Origin of the sequence: Nocardioides jishulii (assembly GCF_006007965.1) — a bacterium.
GTDB lineage: Bacteria > Actinomycetota > Actinomycetes > Propionibacteriales > Nocardioidaceae > Nocardioides > Nocardioides jishulii.
The window spans coordinates 2,125,227-2,150,233 of record NZ_CP040748.1 but is presented as its reverse complement, the minus strand read 5'-3'; the positions used below and the strand labels follow the sequence as shown (position 1 = coordinate 2,150,233).

Below are 25,007 nucleotides of genomic sequence, written 5' to 3'. Positions count from 1 at the left end.
AGCAGGGGATGGCCCTGACGGCGCCCCACACGTGCACGACTCCGCACCAACGTGGATCACGAGGTGTTTCCCATGGAGCAGGATCAAGAACGCGCCCGTCCTTCCGCCGGACCTGAGGGTCCGGCCATCGTTCCCGCCCCCAGGGAGCCTGCCCACGAGTCGATGCCGCGCGAGGCCCGCATGTCACTGGTGGCAGAGCTCTTCGCCCGCAGCCGAACGGCGCAGGGCGAGGAGCGTGAGGCGTTCCTCAGGGAGATCGTCCTGCTCAACCAGTGCGTCGCCGAGTCGATCGCGATGCGCTACGTCGGACGTGGCATCGCGCCCGACGACCTGCGCCAGGTCGCGTGCGAGGCCCTGGTCAAGGCGGTGCACCGGTTCGACCCCACGCGCGACCGCGACCTGCTGAGCTATGCGGTGCCCACGATCCGGGGTGAGATCAGGCGACACTTCCGCGACCACGGCTGGTCGGTCCGACCGCCACGGCGCATCCAGGAGGTCCAGGCCCAGGTCACCCGGGCCACCGACGAGCTCGCCAAGAAGCACGGTCGTGACCCGGAGGTCGCGGAGGTGCTCGACGAGGTGGGCATCAGCCGCCACGAGTACGACCAGGCCGTGCAGGCCTACGGCTCCTTCCGGGCGGCGTCCCTGGACCAGCCGCGAGGTGCCGACGGCAGTGCCGCCTGGTCAGAGCTGATGGCCGACGATCCGCGGACCGAGGAGGTCGAGGCCCGCTTGACGTTGGCTCCCGTCGTCCGTCAGCTGCCAGCCCGTGACCGTCGCATCCTCTACCTGCGTTTCTACGAGGACATGACGCAGTCAGAGATCGGCCAGGAGCTGGGGGTCACCCAGACGCAGGTGTCCCGCCTCCTGACCGGGATCTACGACAAGGTGAGGGCCGAGGTCGGCGACATCGCCTGATCGGCGGCCCCGTCGAGCCTTTCAGCCTCGCCCGGCCCGGTCAGTGGGTGACGTGGGGGAGTGCTGCGAGCGTCAGCACCTGGTCAGCCACGGAGTCCTCGTCAGCGACGACGGTCAGGTCCACCTGCGACGACGCGGCCCGCTCCAGGAAGTCGAAGAGCGTGAGCACCGCGTGGCCCGTCATGCGCGTGATGCCTGTCAGGTCGATCGTGGCCGACACCGTGCCCGAGCAGGTGACCTCGTGCAGCGCCCAGCGGAACTCCTCCTCGTCCTCGGTGCCCATGGCGCCGGTGACCCAGAGGCTGCCCGGTACCGTCTCGCGCACCATCGCGGAAGGGCCTGACGCGGCTTCGAGCAACCGGCCGGTCGAGTCGTGCGCGACGGAGCGGAGCAGGGGCACGGCCCGCCCCACGGCCTGGCGCAGCAGCACCTGGGTCCCGTGCTCGACCTGGTCCTCGTTGGGGCTCGCGGTGGTGTGGGAGAGGCGCAAGGAGTCGACCAGGCCGCCGGCGACCACGAGCGCGTGCTGGCGCCCGGGCGTCTCCGGGCGCCAGCTGGTGGTGCACCGGAGGCGGATCTCGACGACGCCACCATCAGTCAGGACTGCGTCCACCGTGAACGCCGCCCTCGTGCGCGTCGCGTGCGAGTCCACGATGCTCGTGGCAATCACGTCCACGGCTCGCTGCAGGGTCACGTGGTCGACGAGGCTCACGCCGAGGGCGGCGAGCCAGTCCGACAGCGCAGTGGTGCACCGGGACCGCTCGCCGGGAGCGACATGACCTGTGAAGCGGAAGGGGGTGGGGGGCGAGCAACGTTGGGCGACGACGAGTGCCACGTCGTCCACGAAGCCCGAGGGGCGTTGCATGGCGCCCAGCACGTCCTCGGCGACCGCGTCGCCATCCGCGCAACGCATCGGGTCGATCTCGGTGAGGAGCGCCTCCAGTCGTCGCGTCCCGGTGGCCACGAGGCCGTCCCGGGCGGTGACGAGCCCCTTGGTGTAGAGCACCAAGGAGTCGCCGATCTCGAGGTGGAGCTCCGCGGTGGTGGGGACCCCACCCGTGCCCAAGGGGCGGCTCGCCGGGAGTGGGAGGTGGCGGGTGCGTCCGGTGCGGGTGAGGTGGAGGGGGGCCGTGTGGCCAGCGGTCCCGACCTCGGTGATGCCGTCGTCCTGCGCGACCACCGCGACCGCCATCGTGGCGCCCGGTCCCTGGGGCGTACGACGGGCACAACGGTCACAGCCTGCGAGCGCGTCGCTGAGGCTGGCGCCGTCCTCGAGGCGGGCGTACAGGACCGCGAAGAGTCGCGCGGTGGTGACGGCCGCGACGGCTCCGCCCCCGGGGGCTTCGGCCACCGCCACCGCCACACGACCGTCGGGCAGGGGCACGGCCTTCAGGCCGCTGGCGCTGTGGCATCGGCGGTGACGGCCGAGGACGTACCGCCCCGTGACGCAGAGCGAGGGGAAGAGGCCCAGCGACGCGGGCACCAGGGCTTCGAGCGTCTCCAGACCTTCGTCCATCACGCCGCCCTTCGGGTCGTCAGCGGGTGGGTGTGGTGCCTCACCTCCGCTGCGGTACCCCGCTCGGCACTCGTGACACGGCAGGCCGGCGCAACAACAGGGGGACGGAATGGGGAAGAAATGGCGAAGGGCCCCGACCGCAAGCGGTCGGGGCCCTTCGAAGCGACGGAACGTCAGATGGCGCGGACGTTCTCAGCCTGGGGACCCTTGGGGCCCTGGGCGAGGTCGAACTCGACCTTCTGGTTCTCGTCGAGCGACTTGTAACCGTTGGTCTGGATCGCGGAGTAGTGGACGAACACGTCCTCGCCGCCGCCATCCTGCGCGATGAAGCCGAAGCCCTTTTCAGCGTTGAACCACTTAACGGTGCCCTGAGCCATGATCATTTCCTTTGTTCGGTGCTGGGGACACTGTGCCCACCAGCCGCTGCTGAACATCGAACCGTGCTGATGTTCAGCGAACCGAAAACCAGGAGTACGAATACGAGCCGCGCGTCTTCCGCGGCCAGGGCAACCAAGGTTGCCCCTTCAACATGTATGACCATAGCGGGTCCGTGGGCATTTTGCCGCTTCGGCGCGCGACTTTTTTCTTTTCGCCGCCCGAAACCCGCCTCGCAGCGTCAGGCTGCGGCGGTCTCGGAGGGGCTGTTGGCGGCCTTTCGGGTGCCGATCGCGTGCAGCACGACGCCGACCAGGACCCACGCTCCGAGGGTGAGGGCGGCGGTGGCGCCGCCAGCTCCGTCGAAGTAGGCGGCGGAACGGACCAGGGTCCCTGCGGCGCCGGGCGGGAGGATCTGTCCGAACGCGCCGAGGCCGCCGGGGAGCCAGTCGCCGGTGGTGGCGATCCCGGCGAGCGGGTTGCCCAGGAACATCATCGTCATCGCGCCGATGGTGAAGCCCTTGGCGCCGAAGAGCTGCTGGAGTCCGGCCAGGGGGATGGCGAGCGCGGCAATGCCCAGAGCCATGGCTCCGGCCACGGGCAGGAACCCGGTCTCGATGCTTCCGAAGAGGAACTTCAGCACCGTGGCGACGATCAGGCCGCCCAGGGCGGCGAAGGTGACGATGCCGGCGAGCTTCCACCGGTCACGGCCCGCGAACATGCTGCGGAACGCGACCGCGGGCACGATGCCACCGAAGACCAGGGGGAAGGCGAGTCCGCCGATCCCGATGCCTGTCGGGTCGTCCGCGGGGAGCGGGACGACGTCGGTGACGCTCGTGGTCGCCCCGGTGGCCTCGGCGACGGCCGCACCGGTGGCGGCAAGGGTGGCCGAGATGGCGGTGGAGCCGGCGCTCGCCACGACGGCCTCGACCGACTCACCGTCGACCACGAAGCCGCCGACGACGTCGCGCTCGCGTACGGCGGTCTCCAGGGCGGCCTCGTCGGCGAACACCTCGGTCGCGTAGGCGCCGGGTGCGGCGGTGGCCAGTGCGTCCTCGAACGCTGCGGCCTCGGCCCCGACAACTCCCACGGCGAGGTCGTGGGGGCCGCTCTTCAGCGACGGCATGATGAAGATGGCGAGGAGCAGCACGAGGATCACGCCGAGGCCGGCCGACAGGCCGACGAGCTTCGCGAGCGGCGGCACCTGGCGAGCGGGGCGAGCCTGCTGGTCCGCGGTGGGGGAGGGGGTGGACATGGGGGACTCCTGCGGGACAGTTTCGGAGGGAAAGCCTCCGCTTATCTGGACAACTTTCCTCCGGTACGCTGCTGGTGTCAATTCGATGAGGAGCACCGATGCGGGCAGACGCAGCACGACGCAGGGCGAGGATCATCGACGAGGCCCGCCGCCTCTTCGCCGCCTACGGGGGCGGGGTGGCGCTGGAGACGGTGGCCGAGGCCGCCCAGGTCGGGATCGCGACCCTCTACCGCAACTTCGAGTCGCGCTCGGCGCTCGGTGACGAGGTGGCGCAGGCGATCCTGGGAGACATGCGCGCGGCGGCCCAGGAGGCGCTGGCAGGCGATGGTGCGATGACGGCCGCGTCGTGGGACGCCTACGTACGCCGTCTCGTCGACCTGGACCTCGGCGCCCTCACCGCCGCACTGGCCGAGCATGCCGACGACGCGTTCTCCGAGGCCGTGCGGATGTCCCAGGACGTGACGCTGGCCGGCGTCGAGGAGGTGCTGGCGGCGGCGCGCGCTGCCGACTGCGTGCGCGACGACATCGGCGCCCTGGAGCTGGTGGTGCTGATCGGCATGATCACGCGTCCGCAGGCCGAGGCGGTCCACCGGGCCGCGCCCGACCTGGTGGAGCACCTCCTCGCCGTGGTGCTCGACGGGATGCGTCCCCCGCGCTGACGTCGTTCAGGCGCCGCCGGCGGGCAGGGCCTCGAGGGTGATGGACGGGTTGTCACGAGCGGTGGCGTTGGCTCGCCAGCTGTCGGCGAAGAGGACGACGTGGGTGCCGTCGCTGCGCTGCAGCACCTCGCAGCCGCGCATGCCCTTCAGCGCCTCGGCGCCCTCGGCGTCGGTCAGGCGGGCCACCTTGTAGTCCAGGCGAGCGAACCGCACGGGGGAGTTGAACTCGTTGACCATGCGGTCCTCGACGACCTCGAACTGCAGGGGGCCGACCGCGGCCAGGACCGGGTTCTGGTCACCGCGCAGGTCCGAGCGGAGCACCTGGACCACGCCTTCCTGGTCGAGCTGCTCGATGCCCTTGCGGAACTGCTTGAAGCGGCCGATGTCGCCGGCGCTGACCGTCATGAAGTGCTCGGGCGCGAAGGAGGGGACGCCCGCGTACTCGATCTTGGGGCCGGTGAAGATCGTGTCGCCCACGCGCAGGGCGTTGGCGTTGACCAGGCCGATGATGTCGCCCGGGTAGGCGTTCTCCACCGACGTCGTCTCCCGCCCGAAGACCGTCTGCGCGAACTTCGTCGCGAAGGGGCGACCGGTGGAGGCGTGGGTGACGACCATGCCGCGTTCGAACTCACCCGAGACGATGCGGGCGTACGCGAGCCGGTCGCGGTGGGCGCTGTTCATGCCGGACTGCACCTTGAAGACGAAAGCGCTGAAGTCGTCGTCGGGTTCGCGCACCGTGCCGTCGACGCCCTCGGTGGGGCCGGGGGCAGGCGCCAGCTCGAGCAGCAGGTCGAGCAGCTGTGCGACGCCGAAGTTCTGCAGGGCGGAGGCAAACATCACCGGGGTGGTCTCGCCGGCGAGGAAGCGCGCCTGGTCGTGGTCGGCCTCGTCGAGCTCCAGCAGCCCGTGCTCCTCGACGGCGTTGTCCCACACGAGGCGGTCGGCCTCCGACACCTCGTCGGAGGCCATCCGCTTCTCGGGGGCGATGGTGGCACCGCCCGCGGTACGCGTGTACTTGATGAACTCGCCCGTGCGCCGGTCCAGCACGCCGCGGAAGTCGCCAGCCTCGCCGACGGGCCAGGTCAGGGGAGTGGGGCGCAGCTTGATCTGCCGCTCGATCATGTCCATCAGCTCGAGCGGGGAGAGTCCGGGCCGGTCCCACTTGTTGATCACGGTGATCACCGGGATCCCGCGCAGGGCGCAGACCCGGAAGAGCTTCAGGGTCTGCGGTTCGAGACCCTTTCCGGCGTCGACGAGCATGACGGCAGAGTCCACCGCGGAGAGGACGCGGTAGGTGTCCTCGGAGAAGTCGCTGTGGCCGGGGGTGTCGACGAGGTTGACGACGTGGTCGCGGTACTCGAACTGGAGCGCCGCCGAGGTGATCGAGATGCCGCGCGCCTTCTCCATGGCCATCCAGTCGGAGACCGTGGCCTTGCGGTCGCCCTTGCCGTGCACCGCGCCGGCCTCGTTGATCGCGCGGGCGTGCAGGGCGAGCGCCTCGGTGATCGTGGACTTTCCGGCGTCAGGGTGGCTGATGACGGCGAACGTACGGCGGGGTCGGGTGTCGAGCACCGAGCGACTTTATCGCTGTGCGCCCGGTTCCCGGGCTTCGTCGGAGTCGTTCCGGAGGGCGGCGTACGCCCGGACCTGCGCGCCACGCGCGCCGATGTGACGACCGCCACGTCGACATCCGACGGTTTCAGGCGTAGAGGGTCCGAGGGGCCGGAATACGTTAACAAGGCCGAAACATTGCAGCAGTCAGAGGTAACAGGACAGACCTACGCTCTGCCCCAACGAACATCGACGATTGTGAGTTGAACATGACTGCCAACGAAGTCCGTAGCGGCGCCATCACCGAGGTCCTGAACCGTTCCGCCGCCCCGACTGCCGACATCCGTCCCCTGAGCGAGATCTGGGCGACCGACGTCTTCAGCCTCGACACGATGGAGGAGGCGCTCTCCAAGAACGCGTTCAAGGCCGTCAAGAAGACGGTGAAGACCGGCGAGCCGCTCGACTCCGCCACGGCTGACATCGTCGCCGCCGCCATGAAGGACTGGGCGATGGGCAAGGGCGCCAAGTTCTTCTCGCACGTCTTCTACCCGCTGACCAACATCACGGCGGAGAAGCACGACGGGTTCATCATCACCAACCCCGACGGCAACGCGATCACCGAGTTCACCGGCAGCCTGCTGATCAAGGGTGAGCCCGACGGCTCCTCGTTCCCCAACGGCAGCCTCCGCATGACCAACGCGGCCCGCGGCTACACCGCCTGGGACCCCACGAGCCCGGCCTACATCATGCACACCGCCAACGGCGCCACGCTGATGATCCCGTCGGTCTTCATGTCGTGGACCGGCGAGTCCCTCGACAAGAAGATCCCGCTCCTGCGCTCGAACGCTGCGATGGACCAGGCCGCGCGCCGCGTGCTGACGCTCATGGGCGAGACCGACATCGCGCCGCTCAACGCCAGCTGCGGTGCCGAGCAGGAGTACTTCCTGATCGACCAGCACCTGGCCACCAAGCGCCCCGACCTGCTCCTCGCCGGTCGTACGCTCTTCGGCGCTCCGCCGGCCAAGGGCCAGGAGTTCGACGACCACTACTTCGGTGCCATCCCCGAGCGGGTGCAGGTCTACATGCAGGCCGTCGAGGAGAAGCTCTACCGCCTCGGCATCCCCGCGAAGACCCACCACAACGAGGTCGCGCCCGGCCAGTTCGAGATTGCGCCCTACCACGAGACCGCGAACATCGCCGCCGACCACCAGCAGCTCATCATGACCGTGCTGAAGGCGACCGCGGTCGAGCACGGCTTCATCTGCTTGCTGCACGAGAAGCCCTTCGCCGGCCTCAACGGCTCCGGCAAGCACGTCAACTGGTCGGTCGGCAACGAGACCCAGGGCAACCTGCTCGACCCCGGCACCTCGCCGGAGCAGAACCTCAACTTCCTGCTCTTCTGCGGAGCCGTGATCCGCGGGGTCCACAAGTTCGGGCCCCTGCTGCGCGCCGTCATCGCCACGGCCTCCAACGACCACCGCCTCGGCGCCAACGAGGCCCCGCCGGCGATCCTGTCGGTCTACCTGGGCGACCAGCTCGAGGCCGTCTTCGAGGACATCAAGAACGGCTGCGTCAACCCGTCGGCCGACGGTGGCGAGATGGACCTGGGTCTGTCGCAGATCCTGAACTTCAAGCGCGACCCGGGCGACCGCAACCGCACCTCGCCCTTCGCCTTCACCGGCAACCGCTTCGAGTTCCGCGCCGTCGGCTCCTCGCAGTCCGTCTCCGGCCCGCTCACCTCGATGAACACCATGCTCGCCGACTCCCTGAACTGGATCGCCGACAAGCTCGAGGTGGAGCTCGGTGCCGGCAAGACCCACGCCGAGGCGGTGGCGATCGTGCTGAAGGAGCTCATGGAGCAGCACGGCAGCGCCGTCTTCGGTGGCGACGGCTACTCGAGCGAGTGGCACGAGGCCGCCGTCGAGGAGCGCGGCCTGCGCAACCTCCCCACCAGCGCCGACGCCCTTCCGGTCTTCACCGATCCCGAGGTCATCGAGCTCTTCGAGAAGACCGGCGTCCTCTCCGCGGTCGAGCTCAACTCGCGCTACGAGGTCTACTCCGAGCAGTACATCAACTCGATCGCGGTCGAGGCCAAGCTCGTCATCGACCTGGCGAAGACCGTCATCTACCCGGCGGCCCTGAAGTACGCCTCCGAGCTGGCCACCACGATCAGCGCCGCCCAGGCCCTGGACGCCACGTTCGACGCCGGCCAGGTCAAGGTCATCGCCGAGAACGCGAACGGTCTCCTCGAGACCGTCGCCCAGCTCGGTGACGAGCTGGCCAAGCACGACTTCGCCGACACGGCGGCCCACATGAAGCACTGCGCGAGCGTCATCCGCCCGCTCATGGAGGCTGCCCGTGTCTACGTCGACACCCTCGAGACCGAGGTCGACGACGCCGCATGGCCGCTGCCGAAGTACCGGGAGATGCTCTTCATCAAGTGAGGTACTGACCCTCGCGCCCACGTCACAGCACCAGCTCCAGCGCCCCGTCGACCGGATGGTCGGCGGGGCGTTCGGCTCCCGGCCTGCCTGATGGGCGGCCTGTGCTCCCCGGAAGGGGTTGTGAGGCACGCCGCTCCGACGTGGGCGCAGGTGTGCGGGGCCACGGACGACGTGCCGGTCCGTGAAAGAGTTTGCCCCTTCAAGCAACTGGTCACGGTTGCACACCCACGAGAGGAACACATGCGAGTAGCCGTACTTGGAGCAGGTCCCAGCGGGTTGGCGCAACTGCGCGCCTTTGAGGCGGCCCGTGTCGCGGGAGTCGAGAATCTGCCCGAAGTCGTGTGCTTCGAGAAGCAGTCCGACCTCGGCGGAATGTGGAACTACACCTGGCGTACGGGGTTGGACGAGTTCGGGGAGCCGGTGCACGCCAGCATGTACCGCTACCTCTGGTCGAACGGCCCCAAGGAGTGTCTGGAGTTCGCCGACTACTCCTTCGAGGAGCACTTCGGAAAGCCGATCCCCTCCTACCCGCCCCGCGCCGTCCTGCGCGACTACATCATGGGCCGGGTCGAGGCCAGTGACGCCCGCAGGCACATCCGCTTCAACCACGCGGTCAAGTGGGTCGAGTACTCCGAGGAGACCGAGAAGTTCTCGGTCACGGTGAAGGACCTGGTCGCCGATGAGCTGGTGACCGAGGAGTTCGACCACGTCGTCTCGGCCACGGGCCACTTCAGCACCCCCCACGCCCCGGAGTTCGAAGGACTCGACACCTTCGCCGGCCGGGTGATGCACGCCCACGACTTCCGTGAGGCGCGCGAGTTCACCGGCCGTACCGTCCTCCTCATCGGGAGCAGCTACTCGGCCGAGGACATCGCCAGCCAGTGCCACAAGTACGGGGCCGAGCGCGTCATCCTCAGCTACCGTTCCCGGCCCACCGGCTACGCCTGGCCCGAAGGCATCGACGAGGTGCCGCTGCTGCAGCGGCTCGAGGGCAGCACCGCCCACTTCGCCGACGGCACCAGTGCCGAGGTCGACGGGATCATCCTCTGCACCGGCTACCTGCACCACTTCTCCTACCTGCCCGACGACCTGCGGCTGGTGACCAACAACCGGCTCTACCCGGGTGACCTCTACAAGGGTGTGGTCTGGCAGGAGAACCCGAAGTTCCTCTACCTGGGGATGCAGGACCAGTACTTCACCTTCAACATGTTCGACGCCCAGGCATGGTTCGCGCGCGAGGTCATCCTCGGCCACGTCGACCTGCCCCCCGTGGCTGAGCGTCAGGCGGACATCGCCGAGTGGCGGGCCCGTGAGGAGGCGGGCACCTGTGCCGACGACGAGATCGACTTCCAGGCTGCCTACATCCGTGACCTGTTGTCCTACAGCGACTACCCGGAGTTCGGCGTTGAGCAGCAGGCCGATCTCCTGAAGCAGTGGAAGCAGGACAAGAAGCGCGACATCATGGGTTACCGCAACCTCGGCTACCGCTCGACGCTCACCGGGAGCATGGCGCCGCCGCTGCACGACGACTGGATCAACGTGCTCGACGACAGCGCTGAGTCGTTCCTCCTCCACAACGGAGTGACCGACCACCCCAGGGCCCGGGCGGCGCTCGATGCCCGGGAGGCGATCGTCACGACGCCGATCACCACCCGTCAGGACGAACCCGTCAGGCGCTGAGGCGCGACCACGCCGCCCCTGTGCTCCGGCCCTCCGGGGAGTACGGTGGCCCCGTCACCGCGTCACCGCGTGACCGGAGACGGGGAGCGAGCCGGGTGCTCGACGTGACGTCCACGGCAACCGACGGGCAGGAGAACCAACGTGTACTTCGACCAGCAGGAGTGCCGGGTCTGTGGCGCCCAGGTCAAGGTGCGGCCGCACGACGGCGAGCCGCCGCGCGAGGGCAAGGACCCCGACGGAACCGTCGACGTACGCGTCTGCACCGATCCGGAGTGCCCCAGCAACCGTGGCACCGACGCGGCTCCACGCCCCTGACGACATGACCGCCGGTGGGCGAGCCCCGGGCCGCGTGACCCCGCGCTTCACGCGCAGCCAGTTGCTGATCCTCATCGCTGGAGTGGGCCTGGTGGTCGGTGTGGCCGCCTGGGCGCTGGACGCCTCCGCGGTGCTGGCCACGACGGCCTACGGGGTGCTCGGCATCGTCATCGTCGTCACCGCCGTCGACATGGTGCGTGACCTGATGGCGGGCCGCTGGGGCCTCGACCTCCTGGCGGTGATCGCCATGGCGGCGACCTTGGCCGTGGAGGAGTACGTGGCGGGCTTGATCATCGCCGTCATGCTCACCGGCGGTGAGGCGCTGGAGGCGTGGGCAGCCCGCCGCGCGACCCATGAGCTCGACACGTTGCTGCGCCGGGCTCCGTCGTACGCCCGACGGGTCGACCCTCGCAGTGGTGACGTCGTCGAGGTCCCCGTGGACGAGGTGGCGGTGGGCGACGAGCTGCTCGTCCGCTCCTCGGAGATCCTGCCCGTCGACGGCGTCCTGCTCTCCGAGCGGGCGGTCATCGACGAGTCGTCGGTCACCGGCGAGCCCGTGCCCGTGACGTACGCGGCCGGCGCGACGCTGCTCTCGGGCACGACGAACGGCACCGGCACGTTCACCATGCGGGCCACCCGGACTGCCCACGACTCCCAGTACGCGAGCATCGTCCAGCTCGTCGAGGGCGCGGTCGCCTCCCGGGCTCCGATGGTGCGACTGGCCGACCGCTACGCCGTCCCCTTCACCGCCCTGTCGTTGCTGATCGCCGGGGTTGCCTGGTACGTCAGTGGTGACCCGGTGCGGTTCGCGGAGGTGCTCGTCGTCGCCACCCCGTGCCCCCTGCTCATCGCGGCGCCGGTCGCGTTCATGGGGGGCATGAGCTCTGCCGCGAAGGTGAACGTCATCGTCAAGGACGGTGGTGTCCTGGAGACGCTCGCCCGGGTGCGGTCGGTCGCGTTCGACAAGACCGGCACGCTCACCCAGGGCCGTCCCGAGGTCTCCCGGGTCATCGCGAGGAGCCGCTCCGCCGGTGACACGTTGTCCCTGGCTGCCGCTGCCGAGCAGTACTCGATGCACGTCTTCGCCTCACCCGTCGTCGAGGCGGCCCGCCGGCAGGGAGTTGCCCTGCCCCACGTGGAGTCCGCTGAGGAGCTCGCGACCAACGGGGTCCTGGCCCACCTCGTCGACGGCTCCTCGGTGCGGGTCGGCAAGCCCCGCTTCATCGAGGAGGCCGTCGGCCCGCTCGAGCGCCCTGCCCTCGAGGGTGGTGAGACGGCTGTCTACGTCTCGGTGGACGGCGAGGAGGCCGGGGTCATCGTCCTCTCCGACCCCGTGCGGGTCGAGGCCCCTCGGACGGTGCAGCGGCTGAGGGAGCTGGGGGTCGCCCAGGTCGCCCTCGTGACCGGTGACGTCGCCCCGACGGCCCGCTCCGTCGCGGACGCGGTGGGGATCGAGACGGTCCAGGCCGAGATGACTCCACAGCGCAAGGTCGAGGTGGTGCACGCCATGCAGCCTCGCCCGGTGCTGATGGTGGGCGACGGGATCAACGACGCGCCGGTCCTCGCTGCCGCCGACGTGGGGATCGCGTTGGCCGGGCGCGGGGCGAGCGCTGCCAGCGAGTCGGCCTCGGCAGTCGTCACCTCCGACGACGTCGCCCGGGTGGCCACCGTGGTGGAGCTCTCCCGAGGCACGGTCCGGGTGGCGCTCCAGTCGATCTGGCTGGGGATCTCGATCTCGATCGTCCTGATGCTGGTGGCGGCGTTCGGCTACCTGCCGGCCGTCGTGGGTGCGTTGCTCCAGGAGGTCGTCGACCTGGTGGCGATCCTGTCCGCGCTGCGAGCCCTCGGCCTGCACCGCCGACTACGGCCAAGCCCCGCCACCAGCTAGGGCGTCACGGGAGCCGCTGCACCCGCTGGCGGTGCTCGGAGACGTTGTTGCCCCTGACCTCACGTCGCTCCGTGCCGCGGACGGTGTCGATCTTGGGGTCCTGCCCGGTGACCGGCATGGCCTCGATGAGCGTCTCCCGCTCGAACGAGTGGGACTTGTCGGTGTTGCGGTAGTAGCGGAAGAGGGTCCAGTAGACGGCGACCGCACCGGCCGGACCGGCGAGCAGCAGGACCCACGGCGTGCCTGACTCCGCGTGCACCTCGACGGCGTACGCCGCCAGCAACGCGGCGTTCACCACAGCCCCAGCATTGCGATGACGATGCTCTCCAGCACGGTGCCGGTGACCAGGGCAGCGGTGACGAGGCGCCACTGCGAGACCGGCACGCTGCCCATCGTCTCGCCCGTGCGGCCGTTGACGGCGATGTAGTGCACCATCGGGGTGCCTCCCTCGTCGTGGTAGTACGAGTACAGCCAGACCGGGAGGTACATCGAGACCCACCGGGTGCCGTGGACCTCGAGGCGTTCGCCCTCCCAGCGCACGCCACGGTCGTACGTCTTCACCGACGACTGCACCTGCGAGCGGACGATCGAGAGCAGTTGGTCCTCGAGCTCGGGCACCAGCGCAGCGACGTCGGCGTCGCGACGCTCGGAGGTGTAGCCGACGAGGTAGCTGGCGTTCCACTGCACGGCGTTCTTCGTGTCGAACGGGAGGATCGTGTTGATCACGTTGTTGGTGTTGACGAAGGCGTTCATGTGGGCGCGCTCGGTCGACGACTCCAGAGTCAGGTCGTCGACGGTGAGGTCGACGTGGCGCTCGACGCGGTGGACGTCGGCGTCGTACACGGTGCGCTTGTTGTCGCCGGTGCCGCGGGTGTACTGCCGCGTCTCGACCTCCCCGACGCCGTGCACGTCGCCCGACGCGTTGCTGTCGACGACCATGTAGGGGAGGTAGACCCCCACGACGTTGCCGGGGGTGAACTCCTTGACGAAGCGTCGATGTGCGAACGTACGCCGCTTCTGAGCGAACAGCTTGATGTGCTCGACGGCTTGGTCCCTGGTCACGCTGAAGGGGAGCACCGCGTCGGGCACCGCCCCGTTGGGGACCTGCTCGTTGACAGTCAGGAGGTGACGGCACCAGTGGCACCGCGAGGAGGTGGCCTCCGCGGTGTTGACCACCACCTCGGCGCCACAGCCGGAACACTTCATGGTGAGCATGCCGTCGTCGGCGACCAGGTCGGTGGCCCCGGAGGCGATCACGGTTCCGGTGAGGTCACGCAGGGACCCCTCGCCCGCCACGAGCGGCTCGATGTGGGCCTCGGTCCACTCGTGACGGCAGAAGAGGCAGACCAGGTGGCCGGTCGAGACCCGGAGCTGGATCTCGGTGGAGCCGCACCTGGCGCAGCGGTTGACGCCGTCGTCGAGCCACGCGTTGGCGGTGTCGACCACAGGCGTACCGGCATCAGCCTCCCGCTGCTGTGCAGTGCTGGTGTCGGCGATCGGCGGTTCGGGCGCGCTCCCGTGGGCTGTCATCAGGGTCTCCAGGCAGGCTCGTCAGGACAGGTCAGCGTGGGGTCGGTCAGTCGGCGTCGGTCAGAGACCCAATGCCTTGGCCTTCGCTGCGTCGTAGTCCTCCTGGGTGATCAGGCCGGCGTCGAGCATCTCCTTGGCCCGGGTCAACGTGGCGACCGGATCCTCGGCGGGAGGTGTGGGAGCCGGGGGAGCCGCGGGAGCCGCGGGAACCGACTGGGCCCCTACCCCGGGCACCGGCTGCTGCAGGCCCCCGATGCCGGCGGAGCCAGCTGCCATGCCCATGCCGATGAGGCCACCGGGGCCGGCATTCTCACCTGCGGACTCGAAGCCGGCCGCGACCGAGGCCTGGAGGTTGGAGTTGCCGCGGGCGCCGGCGAGGGCGTCGGCGCGCTGCACGTTGCGCAGCAGCTCCCGGGTCGACTCGTCGTACTCGATGGAGACGATCGCCACCGAGACGATCTCCAGGCCACGGGCGGTGCTCCACTGGTAGTTGGTCTCCACCGCCGCGGAGAGGCTCTGGGCGAACCCCACCGAGTCCTGCTGGATCTTGGTGATGCGGTTCCCCTTGGAGGGGTCGTTGGTGTACATCGAGAACGCGGGCGCCAGGGAGCCGACGACCTCGTTGAAGAGCTGTGAGGCGGCGTCGTTGTCCAGGTCGGTGAAGTCGAAGACCCGGCCCGGCTCCAGGTAGGAGGCCGGCACGAAGGCCTTCACGAAGAGGATCGGGTCGGTGATGCGCAGGGTGTAGGTGCCGCGGGTGACCGCGCCCACCTGGGCGTTCATGTACGCGTCGTCCCAGTAGATCTCCGACTGGGTGCCGAAGCGGTTGTTGGGCAGCTCCTTGAGCGCCACGAAGTAGGCGCGCTGCTGCGAGCTCGGGCGTCCGCCGAACTTGAAACGCTCCCACGAGGTGGTGACGAGGGGGCTCACGATGCCGTTGCCGGCAAAGATCGACTCCGAGTCCTGGGCCTCGGAGCTCCACTCGTACGCCCCCGCCTGCGCGGCGAAACCGGTGATGGCTCCCTCCTGCATGAGGACCAGGCCGTAGCCCTCGGGGACGACGATCCGGCTGCCGTTGGTGATGACGCCGTCGGAGCCCTTGGTGTTGGACCCTCGCCCGGCGTTGGTGCCGCGGGGGACTGCGGCGAAGAGGGCCGCCGTCGGCGGGAGCCCGTCGGGGACGGTGTAGAAGTCCTTCCACTGGTCCGCGAGGCTGCCGCCGATGGCGCCTACTGCTGCTTGGATGAGTCCCATGGTTGCCCTTCGCCTGTGCAGCTGACCTGTGCCGCTGACCTGGTTCGCGCCACACCCTAGCCGTGGAAGACCACCGGTGAGGGCGGAACTGGACATGGCCCCCGCGCGACGAGGTTCCCGCTCGTGACGGGCCGTCGCGGGCGCCCCGACCGCCAGCTCCGCGAGTCCCAAAGGCCCGGTTGACCCGGGTCCTTGGTCCCTGTGGGGTGGAAGGCGATCGACCTAGCGTCGAATTGCGTGGCCACACCGGTGGCCGCTGAGACCGACAACGACGTAGGAGCTCGACGTGGCAACTCTGACAGTGTGGAAGTTCGACACCCCGGAAGGGGCGCAGAAGGCCGAGGACGCCCTGATCAGGCTTCAGGGCCAGGAACTCATCCAGGTGCTCGACGCTGCCACCGTGTCGTGGCCGGAGGGAAAGAAGAAGCCCAAGACGCGGCAGGCCAACGACCTCCTCGGGCCGGGACTGCTGGGCGGCATGTTCTGGGGCCTCCTCTTCGGCATCATCTTCTTCATCCCGATCATCGGTCTGGCCGTGGGCGCTGCCTCGGGGGCGCTCATCGGCGCGCTGACCGACGTCGGCATCAACGACGACTTCATCAAGGACGTGCGGGCGAAGGTCACCCCAGGCACCTCGGCCCTCTTCGTCCTGTCGGCGGGCGCCGTCCTGGACCGGGTGCACGAGGAGCTGCGCTCGCAGGGCATCCACGGTGAGCTGATCCAGACCAACCTCTCGAGCGAGGAAGAGGCGAAGCTCCGCAAGGTCGTCGAGGAGGGGGACGAGGCCTGAGCGGACAGCCCCAGCAGGCAGACGGGACCCGGCCGTACGGCCGGGTCCCGTCTGCGTGCGCGGGCGCACGCCGCCTCGCCGAGGGCTCGAGCGGCAGCGCGGGCCGTCAGTCCTCGTCCGACTCCGGGGCGACCAGCTCGACGAGGGCGAGGATCGTCTGGTTGGTCAGGTCGGCCAGGTCGTGGACCTCACGCGCGCCCGGGGTGAGCGTCGCCTCGTCCACCGGGGGGAGGTCAGTCACGACCTCGGCCGGCACCCGGTCGGAGAGGGCCGTCAGCAGCGCGGCGAGGTTCTGCTCGATCGTCTGCCGCACCTGCGGCCAGTCCGGTCCATCCGTGTCGAGGTGCTCGGTCCGGGTGCGCTCCACCGTGTGCACCAGCTCCCGGGTGATCGAGGTCAGTGACCACACGGCTGTCAGCAGCGCCTCGATGCCACCGGTCTCGTAGGAGCCGATGGTGTGGCGCAACGGGGCGGCGTCCGCGTTGAGGTCGCGGACCTGGTGGTCGATGCCCAGGAGGCGCTTCTGGACCGCACTGCGTGGGATCTCCTCGCGGCTCGTCAGCCGCTCGAAGCTTCCCGAAAGGATGAGCTGGAGGTCGCGCGTCAGCGTCGTGATGTCCTTGTTGATGCGGCTCCTGGTGCGCGTCGGCAGCACCCACCACGCGACGCACAGCGCGATCATCGCTCCGAGGAAGGTCTCGAGGATGCGTTGCTCGATCGCCACCGTCGTGAGCCGCCCGAGGTACTCGTAGATCCCGGCGAAGATCAGGGTGGTCCAGAACGTCGCGACACCGCTGGCGACGGGACGGTAGTAGACGGAGGCGAAGAGCGCCACGGCCAGCACCGGGACCACGATCTCGCCTCGGCCGCCGCCGACCGTGGCGATCGCGAAACCGGCAGCGGCCCCGACCACGGTGCCGGCGACCCGGCGTGAACCCTTCGAGAGCGTCTCCCCGTCCGTGGAGCCCAACGTCTGGTAGGCGGCGAGCACGGCCCAGAACTGGTGGGCACCGGAGATCGCGGCCCCGACTGCGAGGGACAAGGCGGTGGCCACGGCCGTCTGCACGGATCGGCGTGTCCACGGCTGGAACCTGCCCTTCGCGGCGTCTCCGCCGGCGCCAGCCACGGCCAGGTCCGCCAGGGCGGCGTCACCCTCCGGGTCGTGGGGGTCGAGCGGATCGACGGCGTGGGGGTCCGACTGCCACGCTGCCAGCAGGAGCACGGCTGAGTGGAACGCCTGGGCCGCCTTGACCAGGTTCAACGCCTCGGTCGGCCACGGACGGCTGGGCGTGTCGAGGGCAGGAGGGCCGGCGGTCCATCCCGGCTCCCTCTGCGCAAGTCGTGACGTCAGGTCCGCGCGCAAGGTCTCCAACATGCCCCCCAGGCGTCCGCGGGTCTGCAGCGAGAGCGTCGTGCCCGTGACCCCTCGCGCCGCGTTCTTGAGGTTGACCATCGCCAGCTCGGCGTCGAAGACGCGCAGGCGCAACCCCTCGGCCATCCGGATGGCCTCGGTGTCGGAGGTCTCGCGTGCGAGCTGCCCCGCCACGAAGGCTGCGGTGCGGTGCGTACGTTTCATGTCGACGGCCACGCGCTGACGGATGTCGGGGTCCCAACGCGCCCAGGAGACGGCGTCGACGAGGGTGGCGACCGACGTGGTCATCTGGTGGGTCAACGCCTCCACCCCCTGCTGGAGCATGTGGAGAGGGCGATCAGGCAGCAGCACGTAGCTGCACACGTACGACCACACCACGCCCACGAGCGCCGCAGCGGCGAAGAAGGGCACGTCGGAGAGGTCCAGGCGCAGGATGAGGGCGAAGTAGAAGGTCATGAACGTGACGCCGCCCAGGGCGCCCGCCAAGGGGCCGAACCTCCTGGCGCCGGTGCCGGCGAGGGCCACGACGACCAGGAGCGCGGCGCGCCACCACGGCTCGCCCGAGGTGAGGGCACCGAGCAGCAGGACGAGCCACACGGGGAGGATCGCGACCAGGCTGGCCAGCCGGCGCTCACGCAGGCCCGGCGCATTGGCCAGCCCCGTGCTGAGCATCGCGGCGAAGCCGCCGAATATGGCGGCGGGGACGGCCTGGTCGTCGCCCAGGGCGTCGAAGACCACGAAGAGCGTGGCGACCGTGCCTCCGGAGGCCAGCAGTGCCCGGGTCGCGGCACGCAGCCGGACGTGTCCGGGATCGACCTGGCCCGCGCGCTCGCGCAGGAGGTGGAGCCCGAGGTCGGGACGCAGGGCCTCCTTCGTCCCGTCCTGGCGGACGGCCCAGGGGGTCACGCCGGGGACCACCTCGACGCTCTCCAGGACGACCGGACTGTGCTCACGCAGCACGGACACGGGCATGTCGGTGACGATCAAGGGCTGGTAGTCCAGGTCGTCGCTCACCGCGAGCGTCGTGCTCTGGGAGCGGTAGGCGAAGGGGAGCCACCGTGAGTAGCGGCGGTAGACGTCGTCCATGTCGGCGAGTGGCTCCACGCCCGCGAGCCGAGCCATCTGGGCATTGAGGCCCAGGAACGTCGTCACCCACCTGTCGCGGGGTGAGTCGAGCACCCCGTCCCCGGCGTGGGCCGCGAAGACGTCGTGGGGGACGACCTCGGGCACCTGCCGGTCGCTCCAGCGTAGTAGGTCCTGCAGCTGGTCGGTGAACTCCAGGAACTGGTAGGTGAGCGGGGGCAGCGAGGCCTGGACCGAGGCGGGATGGCCGGTGGGGAGGCCCCAGTTGAGGGCGCCGATGGTGCCACCGACCATGCTCAACGCGTAGGGCAGTGCGAACTGGTCCCGCCCGCTCTGGAAGTAGTACGCAGCGTGGTGCAGGCGGAGGCCGTCCATGTAGGACGTGAGCGCGTCGGAGACCGCGTCCAGGTGGCTGTCGAGTCCGTCGACCTGACCGTCGTGGAAGTGGGGGGCGAGGCTCGCCACCGCGGACCCCACACCTCGCTCTGCGCTGGAGAACTGCCGGCACAGGGTGTTGAGGCTGCCGATCACGTCGTAGACCCCGAGCAGGAACGTGAGGATCAGGGAGATCAGCACCACTCCTGTCAGGGACTCGAGGATGCTGAGGAAGCGCAGAGGGTCGGTGCTGGCCGTGAGCACCGAGCCGCCCACGGTCGCGAGCTGGGCGGCGCTGAAGTAGAGCGCGTCGAAGAAGTTGAGCTCGCGATCTCCGCCGCTCGTCGAGAAGGTCGAGGGCGACATCTGCGAGTAGTAGATGAGTCCGTAGCCAAGGATCGTTCCGCAGACCCAGACCGCGACCATCACGACGACCTGGAGGCCGGTGACCTGGCGCAGCGCGGCGGGGCGCCACCTCCGCGGTAGACGCCGCGTCACCCGTCGCAGGAGCCTCCACTGGACCCGGGCCACCCTGCCGGCGAGGAATCCGGACTCGTCGAAGTTGAGGGCCGACAGGAACACGTCGGCCAAGGTCGCGGCCAGGACGCCGACCCCGAGGAGCAGCCAGAGACTGTCCACCTGCACCCTCCCTGGCGGTCGAACGGCAATGTCCCGGACATCGCGCTGCGAATAGTGTCAGGCGTTGAGTCCCCAGCGGTACCCCAGATATGCCAAGGCAATACTCGCGACAAGGACTCCGAATCCGTAGACGAATGCCGTCCCGTAATGCTTCTGGCGAATGAGTTGCACGGTTTCGTAGCTTGCCGTGCTGAATGTCGTGTAGCCACCCAGGAATCCGGTGCCCAGGACGGCGCTGGCCTCGGTCGAGGCCAGCCCACTCGCCACCAGGCCAGTCAGGAACCCTAGGACGAGCGAGCCCGACAGGTTGATCACGGCCGTCGGCCAGGAGAACAGCTGCTTCACCCGTGACCGGATGGTCCCGTCCACCACGAACCGCACGCCGGCTCCGACGCCTCCGGCGCAGATGAGCAGCAGGAAGATTCCCGGAGTCATGACGTCACCTGCTTCCGGGGGTGCACGGTCGTGGCCGCGACGATGCCCAGGAAGGTGGCGCCGGCACCCACCACCACCGTCACCAGGGCGTACAGCACCGCGACCTCGGGGCGTGAGTCGTCGAACAGGACGGCGGTGTCGGTGGCCAGGGAGCTGTACGTGGTGAGGCCGCCACAGAAACCGGTGCCCACCAGCAGCTTCAGCCTGCCCACCACCTGTGCGGGCGGCTGGGCGCGCGTCAGCCCCTCGTACAGGAAGCCCAGCAGGAAGGCCCCCAGCAGGTTGACCAGGGGGATCACCACCGGCACCCGGTCGACGTCGGGCACGACGAGGACGAATCCTTCGCGGGCGGCGACGCCGAGCACGCCGCCGAGGATCACGAGTGCGATCGACGGTGCGTGCAGGTGGTCGGGGCGCTTCGTGAGGTGACGGGGCGCATGGTCCGTGGGCCCGTGGTCCGCCGGGTCGTGGCCCGGGGGAGTGCCATGGTGTTCGGCCGGCTCTCGGGCCGGGGGATCTCCATTGCTCATGCCTGACAGTAGTTCCGCTGGGAGGTGCCTGCGCAACCCTGTCGTGAGACTGGGACCAAAGGCCCCCGGAAGAGGACCAAAAGCCTCTGGCGAATTACCCAGGAGTTTGCTGCAATTCACGCCTCTGATGTCAATCCAAGGCAATTGCTGAGGTCTCTTGCCAAGCGCGTTGACGCAGGTATCGTGAGAAAAAGTCCCGACGGCTCCCGTCGGCTTTCCCCAGGGATTCGGAAAGGCCCCTCTGTTATGGATCTCACGCCCAGAGAAATTGAGAAGCTGTACGTCTACCAAGTCGCGGATCTTGCACGCAGGCGTCGCGACCGTGGCACCAAGCTGAACGTGAGCGAGGCCCAGGCGCTCGTGACGGAAGCCATCCTGGAAGGGGCGCGCGACGGCCGTTCGGTGGCGGAGTGCATGGAGATCGGCAAGCAGGTCGTCTCGGAGGGCGACTGCATGGCCGGCGTGCGCGAGCGGATGTCGCTCCTGCAGGTGGAGGCCACCTTCCCCGACGGGAGCAAGCTCGTCTCGTGCCACGACCCAGTGTCGTCATGACCTCTCCTGCCCCCGCGACCAGGCCCGTCACCCTCGTGCTCGTCACCGGGCACGAGAGCGACCGTGCCGACTTCGGCCCGGCCACGGCGGGACTGTCCGCGGAGGTGCTGACCTGTTCGCGCCGGGTGGTGCACCACGTGGTGCGCTCGGCGCTCGCGAGCACCGACGACGTCGTCATGGTGCTGCCGATGACGTGGGGGCGTGATCCCGGCCTGGTGGCCGACTGCGCCAAGGCCCTGCAGTGGTTCGCCACGATCGAGGAGGGGGAGCCCCGTCTCGCGCTCTGCGAGAGCCTGGGGACCCCCGACCACCTCGTCGCCCACCTGCGCAAGGCCGTCAGGACCACTGCGTCGAGGCGCCCCGGTGCGGGCGTGCTCCTCACGGCGCGATCCGAGAACCCCTTCGACGATGCTGAGCTGCACCGGTTGGCCCACCTGGTCCGGACCCACGGTTCCGAGGTGCAGGTGGAGGTGGCGTGTGTGCGCCCCGGCCTCGAGACGGAGGACCTGGCACGTGCTGTCGACCGGTTCCACCGGCTCGGCGCCGACGAGGTCGTGGTGGTGCCCGCCGGTTTCGCGCGCACCTGCCCGGAGGTGGCCCAGTTCGAGCGCGTCCACTTCTACGGTCCCCTCGTGGCCGACCCAGCCCTGGGTCGGACCATCGACGACCGCATGTCTCTGGCCCGCCACCGGCTCGGCCACGGCTACGACGGAATCTCCGCCGGACTCCTGGCCGACCACGACCACGGCTACGCCCACTCGCACGAGGTGCAGGGCGACCACCACCACGGCGGTGGCGGCCACGACCACGCTCACCACGACCACGCTCACCACGACCACGCTCACCACGACCACGACCACCACGACCAAGTCCAAGTCCAGGAGCCCTTCGCCCCCGTGCCACGCCAGGACGACGGAGCAGACGGCCCGATGCACGACCAACCTCGGAGGTACGAACGATGCTAGGCAGCCCGAAGTACGACCACGGCTCGGACGAGATCGAGATCAACGCCGGCCGACCGACCGTCACCCTGCGCGTCACCAACACCGGTGACCGCGGCATCCAGGTGGGCTCCCACTTCCACTTCTTCGAAGTCAACAGGGCGCTTCTCTTCGAGCGTGAGCTCGCCTACGGAATGCACCTCGACATCCCCGCAGGCACAGGGGTGCGCATCGAACCCGGGGACACCAAGGAGGTGGTCCTCACGGCGTACGCCGGCGCTCGCCGGATCTGGGGGTTCAACAACCTGGTCAACGGAGGTCTGGACGCGACCCACACGCGCACGAAGGCGCTGAAGCGCATGAGGGAAGAGGGCTTCAGCGACGGCAAGCCGACGAGCCGCAAGGGCGGCTCGTCCGAATCGGGCAAGGCCAAGAAGGGCGGCAAGTGATGGCCATCATCTCGCGCAAGCAGTACACGGACCTCTTCGGCCCGACGGTCGGTGACAAGATCCGGCTGGCGGACACGAACCTCGTGATCGAGATCGAGAAGGACTTCAACGAGGGCAGCTACGGCGACGAGGTCGTCTACGGCGGCGGCAAGACGGCGCGCGACGGCATGGCCGCCGACCCCGAGTCGTCAGGCGCCACGGGCGGGTTGGACCTGGTCATCACCAACGTCATCGTCCTCGACCCGGTGCTGGGCGTGCTGAAGGGCGACATCGGCGTCAAGGACGGCAAGATCGTCGGTGTCGGCAAGTCGGGCAACCCTCACCTGCAGAAGAACGTGGACCCCCGTCTCGTGGTGGGTCCTGGCACCGAGCTCCTCTCCGGTGAGCACATGATCGCCACGGCCGGCGGTTTCGACAGCCACGTGCACTACATCTCACCGCAGCAGGCCTACGCGGCTCTGTCCAACGGCATCACCACGCTGTTCGGTGGCGGCACTGGCCCCACGGACGGCACCAACGGAGTGACCACGACGCCGGGTGCTTGGTACATCTCACGGCTCCTGGAGGCGGCTGAGGACATCCCGGTCAACATGGGGTTCCACGGCAAGGGCAACGGTTCGCTGCCCGGCCCGCTGATCGAGCAGGTCGAGGCGGGAGCGTCGTCGCTCAAGGTGCACGAGGACTACGGCACCACGCCCGCTGCGCTCGACTGCGCGCTCACAGTGGCCGATGAGTACGACATCCAGGTCTCCGTCCACACCGACAGCCTCAACGAGGCGGGCTACGTGGAGGACACGATGGCGGCCATCGACGGCCGGACGATCCACACGTACCACACCGAGGGAGCAGGAGGTGGTCACGCGCCCGACATCATGAAGGCGGCCGGCTACCCCAACGTGCTGCCCTCCTCGACCAACCCGACCCTGCCCTACACGGTCAACTCCGTCGACGAGCTGCTCGACATGGTGATGGTCTGCCACCACCTCTCGCACGACGTGCCGGAGGACGTCTCCTTCGCGGACTCGCGCGTGCGGGCCGAGACCATCTCGGCCGAGACCGTGCTCCACGACGTGGGGGTGCTGTCGATGATCTCGTCCGACTCCCAGGCGATGGGGCGGATCGGTGAGAACTACATCCGCGCCTTCCAGATCGCCCACCACTGCAAGGACAAGCGGGGACCCCTGCCCGAGGACGCGCCCGGCAACGACAACTTCCGGGTGCTGCGCTACCTCGCGAAGGTGACCATCAACCCCGCCATCACCCAGGGCGTCTCCGACTACGTCGGTTCGCTCGAGGACGGCAAGATGGCCGACATCGTGCTGTGGCCAGTGGGCTCCTTCGGTGCGAAGCCAAAGATGGTGATCAAGGGCGGCGTCATCAACTGGGCGCTGATGGGTGAGCCCAACGCCTCGCTGCCGACTCCGCAGCCTGTCTTCTACCGTCCGATGTTCGGGATGTTCGGCAAGGCCATGCAGAGCACCCGCATCACGTTCATGTCCCAGGCGGCGATCGAGAAGGGCGTGCCCGAGAAGCTGGGGCTGCAGAGCCAGGTCATGCCGGTGAAGCGGACTCGTTCGTTGGGCAAGGAGCACATGGTGCGCAACGAGGAGACTCCGCTGATCGACGTCGACCCGGAGACCTACAAGGTGAGCTTCGACGGCGAGCCTGCCCACATCGAGCCTGCTGAGTCGCTTCCCATGACCCAGCTGTTCTTCATGGTCTAGGGGTGTCCGTGACGAGCGCCACCAGTCTCCTGACCTGTCTCCAGCTCTCCGACTCGGCGTTCCCGAGCGGGTTCTACACCATGTCCCACGGGCTGGAGGGATTCAGTCAGGCCCGCCTGGTGGTCCGGGACGACCTCGAAGAGCTGGCGCGGGGGATGCTGCGCCACTCGGTCGGTCCCGCGGACGCCACCGCCCTGGCCCGCGCCCACGACGCGGTCCGGGTGGGGGACTGGGAACGGGTGGTCGAGGTGGACTCGTTGCTCCACGCCAGCAAGCTCAACACCGAGATGCGCAAGGCCTCGGTACGCAGTGGGCACCAGCTCACCGACGTGGCCCTCCAGGCGTTCGGCGGCCCCGAGCTCGCCAGGTGGTCGGAGATGGTGACCACCAAGGCCACGCCCGGGTGCCAGCCGGTGGCTGCGGCCGTGGTGCACGCCTCGAGGGGGGTGGGGGTGGAGGAGGCGGTCGTCTCCGACTTGTCCGCCTTCGCCGCCAGCTTCCTGGGGGCCGCGTTGCGCCTGCGCCTGACCGACCACGTGCACGCGCAGGTGCTCCTCCACCGGCTGGCTCCCGAGATCGCCGAGGTGGCCACGTCGGCGGTGGAGCGCGAGCTCGACGACATGGGCGGCTTCGTGCCGATGGCCGACGTGGTGTCGGCACAGCACGAACGTGCCCCCGCACGGCTCTTCGCCTGCTGACCTGACCGAGTGGCCTGCACCACCCCTGACAAAC

22 protein-coding genes are annotated in these 25,007 nt (G+C 69.2%); 12 read left to right on the top strand and 10 right to left on the bottom strand.

From position 1 onward, the window contains the following. The first annotated feature begins 72 nt into the window (after window positions 1-72). Complete coding sequence (locus FCL41_RS10125; RefSeq protein WP_137065915.1) at window positions 73-918, top strand: sigma-70 family RNA polymerase sigma factor; 846 nt, start codon at window positions 73-75, stop codon at window positions 916-918. A gap of 40 nt (window positions 919-958) precedes the next feature. Here FCL41_RS10125 and FCL41_RS10120 read toward each other — a convergent pair whose 3' ends face one another. From FCL41_RS10120 to FCL41_RS10110, 3 genes are all read right to left on the bottom strand, one after another. Beyond that, entirely contained in the window at window positions 959-2,434 is a 1,476-nt protein-coding gene (locus tag FCL41_RS10120; protein ID WP_137065914.1) for a PP2C family protein-serine/threonine phosphatase, read from the bottom strand. A 173-nt stretch (window positions 2,435-2,607) separates the two neighbouring features. After that, window positions 2,608-2,811 (bottom strand): cold-shock protein, encoded by a 204-nt coding sequence (locus FCL41_RS10115; RefSeq protein WP_135832568.1) that lies wholly within the window; start codon window positions 2,809-2,811, stop codon window positions 2,608-2,610. Window positions 2,812-3,050: 239 nt separating this feature from the next. Then, on the bottom strand, window positions 3,051-4,064 hold the full coding sequence (locus FCL41_RS10110) for an ABC transporter permease (RefSeq protein WP_137065913.1): 1,014 nt from the start codon (window positions 4,062-4,064) through the stop codon (window positions 3,051-3,053). A 98-nt stretch (window positions 4,065-4,162) separates the two neighbouring features. Here FCL41_RS10110 and FCL41_RS10105 point away from each other — a divergent pair, with 98 nt between their 5' ends. Then, window positions 4,163-4,723, top strand: a complete 561-nt coding sequence (locus FCL41_RS10105; protein ID WP_137065912.1) for a TetR/AcrR family transcriptional regulator — start codon at window positions 4,163-4,165, stop codon at window positions 4,721-4,723. Window positions 4,724-4,729: 6 nt separating this feature from the next. Here the strand turns inward: FCL41_RS10105 and FCL41_RS10100 are convergent, their stop codons facing one another. Continuing rightward, the gene (locus FCL41_RS10100) at window positions 4,730-6,295 is read right to left on the bottom strand and encodes a peptide chain release factor 3 (protein WP_137065911.1); all 1,566 of its coding nucleotides are present in this window, start codon (window positions 6,293-6,295) and stop codon (window positions 4,730-4,732) included. A 248-nt stretch (window positions 6,296-6,543) separates the two neighbouring features. On the opposite strand from FCL41_RS10100, the gene FCL41_RS10095 reads away from it, so the two are divergent. From FCL41_RS10095 to FCL41_RS10085, 4 genes are all read left to right on the top strand, one after another. Beyond that, window positions 6,544-8,718 (top strand): glutamine synthetase III family protein, encoded by a 2,175-nt coding sequence (locus tag FCL41_RS10095; protein WP_137065910.1) that lies wholly within the window; start codon window positions 6,544-6,546, stop codon window positions 8,716-8,718. Window positions 8,719-8,808: 90 nt separating this feature from the next. After that, on the top strand, window positions 8,809-10,398 hold the full coding sequence (locus tag FCL41_RS10090) for an NAD(P)-binding domain-containing protein (RefSeq protein ID WP_338088620.1): 1,590 nt from the start codon (window positions 8,809-8,811) through the stop codon (window positions 10,396-10,398). 141 nt (window positions 10,399-10,539) lie between these two features. After that, the gene (locus tag FCL41_RS17055) at window positions 10,540-10,713 is read left to right on the top strand and encodes a hypothetical protein (RefSeq protein WP_170970253.1); all 174 of its coding nucleotides are present in this window, start codon (window positions 10,540-10,542) and stop codon (window positions 10,711-10,713) included. 34 nt (window positions 10,714-10,747) lie between these two features. Then, window positions 10,748-12,601: a heavy metal translocating P-type ATPase gene (locus FCL41_RS10085; protein WP_212723125.1), complete on the top strand. Its 1,854-nt coding sequence runs from the start codon at window positions 10,748-10,750 to the stop codon at window positions 12,599-12,601. Between the two features lie 4 nt (window positions 12,602-12,605). Here FCL41_RS10085 and FCL41_RS10080 read toward each other — a convergent pair whose 3' ends face one another. Genes FCL41_RS10080 through FCL41_RS10070 form a run of 3 tightly spaced genes read right to left on the bottom strand, consistent with a single transcriptional unit; the run spans window position 12,606 to window position 15,385 of the window. Beyond that, window positions 12,606-12,896, bottom strand: coding sequence for a hypothetical protein (locus FCL41_RS10080; protein ID WP_212723124.1), 291 nt, complete (start codon window positions 12,894-12,896; stop codon window positions 12,606-12,608). After that, the gene (locus tag FCL41_RS10075) at window positions 12,893-14,131 is read right to left on the bottom strand and encodes a TFIIB-type zinc ribbon-containing protein (RefSeq protein WP_137065907.1); all 1,239 of its coding nucleotides are present in this window, start codon (window positions 14,129-14,131) and stop codon (window positions 12,893-12,895) included. Before FCL41_RS10075 ends, FCL41_RS10080 begins: the two co-directional genes overlap by 4 nt. Window positions 14,132-14,191: 60 nt before the next feature. Continuing rightward, window positions 14,192-15,385, bottom strand: coding sequence for an SHOCT domain-containing protein (locus FCL41_RS10070; protein WP_137065906.1), 1,194 nt, complete (start codon window positions 15,383-15,385; stop codon window positions 14,192-14,194). Window positions 15,386-15,671: 286 nt separating this feature from the next. Between FCL41_RS10070 and FCL41_RS10065 the strand changes: the two genes are divergently transcribed. Next, the gene (locus FCL41_RS10065) at window positions 15,672-16,175 is read left to right on the top strand and encodes a DUF1269 domain-containing protein (RefSeq protein WP_137065905.1); all 504 of its coding nucleotides are present in this window, start codon (window positions 15,672-15,674) and stop codon (window positions 16,173-16,175) included. Window positions 16,176-16,281: 106 nt separating this feature from the next. Here the strand turns inward: FCL41_RS10065 and FCL41_RS10060 are convergent, their stop codons facing one another. From FCL41_RS10060 to FCL41_RS10050, 3 genes are read right to left on the bottom strand one after another with little or no spacing between them, the layout of a single operon-like run. After that, window positions 16,282-19,644, bottom strand: a complete 3,363-nt coding sequence (locus tag FCL41_RS10060; protein ID WP_137065904.1) for an FUSC family protein — start codon at window positions 19,642-19,644, stop codon at window positions 16,282-16,284. 57 nt (window positions 19,645-19,701) lie between these two features. After that, window positions 19,702-20,079, bottom strand: a complete 378-nt coding sequence (locus FCL41_RS10055; RefSeq protein ID WP_137065903.1) for a fluoride efflux transporter FluC — start codon at window positions 20,077-20,079, stop codon at window positions 19,702-19,704. Continuing rightward, window positions 20,076-20,609: a fluoride efflux transporter FluC gene (locus FCL41_RS10050; protein ID WP_137065902.1), complete on the bottom strand. Its 534-nt coding sequence runs from the start codon at window positions 20,607-20,609 to the stop codon at window positions 20,076-20,078. Before FCL41_RS10050 ends, FCL41_RS10055 begins: the two co-directional genes overlap by 4 nt. A 246-nt stretch (window positions 20,610-20,855) precedes the next feature. Here FCL41_RS10050 and FCL41_RS10045 point away from each other — a divergent pair, with 246 nt between their 5' ends. The 5 genes from FCL41_RS10045 to FCL41_RS10025 are packed head-to-tail and all read left to right on the top strand — an operon-like array spanning window position 20,856 to window position 24,973. Further along, window positions 20,856-21,161 (top strand): urease subunit gamma, encoded by a 306-nt coding sequence (locus FCL41_RS10045; protein WP_137065901.1) that lies wholly within the window; start codon window positions 20,856-20,858, stop codon window positions 21,159-21,161. After that, window positions 21,158-22,126, top strand: a complete 969-nt coding sequence (locus FCL41_RS10040; RefSeq protein ID WP_137065900.1) for a sirohydrochlorin chelatase family protein — start codon at window positions 21,158-21,160, stop codon at window positions 22,124-22,126. The genes FCL41_RS10045 and FCL41_RS10040 overlap by 4 nt, the downstream gene beginning before the upstream one ends. Continuing rightward, window positions 22,120-22,551, top strand: a complete 432-nt coding sequence (locus FCL41_RS10035) for an urease subunit beta (protein ID WP_137065899.1) — start codon at window positions 22,120-22,122, stop codon at window positions 22,549-22,551. Before FCL41_RS10040 ends, FCL41_RS10035 begins: the two co-directional genes overlap by 7 nt. Next, entirely contained in the window at window positions 22,551-24,275 is a 1,725-nt protein-coding gene (gene ureC / locus FCL41_RS10030) for an urease subunit alpha (RefSeq protein ID WP_137065898.1), read from the top strand. The genes FCL41_RS10035 and ureC overlap by 1 nt, the downstream gene beginning before the upstream one ends. Window positions 24,276-24,283: 8 nt before the next feature. Continuing rightward, window positions 24,284-24,973 carry an urease accessory protein UreF gene (locus FCL41_RS10025; RefSeq protein WP_137065897.1) on the top strand — a complete coding sequence of 230 codons (690 nt, stop codon included), beginning with the start codon at window positions 24,284-24,286 and terminating at the stop codon, window positions 24,971-24,973. Window positions 24,974-25,007 lie beyond the last annotated feature (34 nt).

Coding starts and splice junctions, on each gene's coding strand:
- FCL41_RS10110 (WP_137065913.1), bottom strand. CDS start 4,064: ATGTCCACCCCCTCCCCCACCGCGGACCAGCAGGCTCGCCCCGCTCGC.
- FCL41_RS10035 (WP_137065899.1), top strand. CDS start 22,120: ATGCTAGGCAGCCCGAAGTACGACCACGGCTCGGACGAGATCGAGATC.
- FCL41_RS10070 (WP_137065906.1), bottom strand. CDS start 15,385: ATGGGACTCATCCAAGCAGCAGTAGGCGCCATCGGCGGCAGCCTCGCG.
- FCL41_RS10040 (WP_137065900.1), top strand. CDS start 21,158: ATGACCTCTCCTGCCCCCGCGACCAGGCCCGTCACCCTCGTGCTCGTC.
- FCL41_RS10045 (WP_137065901.1), top strand. CDS start 20,856: ATGGATCTCACGCCCAGAGAAATTGAGAAGCTGTACGTCTACCAAGTC.
- FCL41_RS10120 (WP_137065914.1), bottom strand. CDS start 2,434: ATGGACGAAGGTCTGGAGACGCTCGAAGCCCTGGTGCCCGCGTCGCTG.
- FCL41_RS10075 (WP_137065907.1), bottom strand. CDS start 14,131: ATGACAGCCCACGGGAGCGCGCCCGAACCGCCGATCGCCGACACCAGC.
- FCL41_RS10090 (WP_338088620.1), top strand. CDS start 8,809: ATGGGCGGCCTGTGCTCCCCGGAAGGGGTTGTGAGGCACGCCGCTCCG.
- FCL41_RS10095 (WP_137065910.1), top strand. CDS start 6,544: ATGACTGCCAACGAAGTCCGTAGCGGCGCCATCACCGAGGTCCTGAAC.
- FCL41_RS10050 (WP_137065902.1), bottom strand. CDS start 20,609: ATGAGCAATGGAGATCCCCCGGCCCGAGAGCCGGCCGAACACCATGGC.
- FCL41_RS10055 (WP_137065903.1), bottom strand. CDS start 20,079: ATGACTCCGGGAATCTTCCTGCTGCTCATCTGCGCCGGAGGCGTCGGA.
- ureC (WP_137065898.1), top strand. CDS start 22,551: ATGGCCATCATCTCGCGCAAGCAGTACACGGACCTCTTCGGCCCGACG.
- FCL41_RS10115 (WP_135832568.1), bottom strand. CDS start 2,811: ATGGCTCAGGGCACCGTTAAGTGGTTCAACGCTGAAAAGGGCTTCGGC.
- FCL41_RS10125 (WP_137065915.1), top strand. CDS start 73: ATGGAGCAGGATCAAGAACGCGCCCGTCCTTCCGCCGGACCTGAGGGT.
- FCL41_RS10105 (WP_137065912.1), top strand. CDS start 4,163: ATGCGGGCAGACGCAGCACGACGCAGGGCGAGGATCATCGACGAGGCC.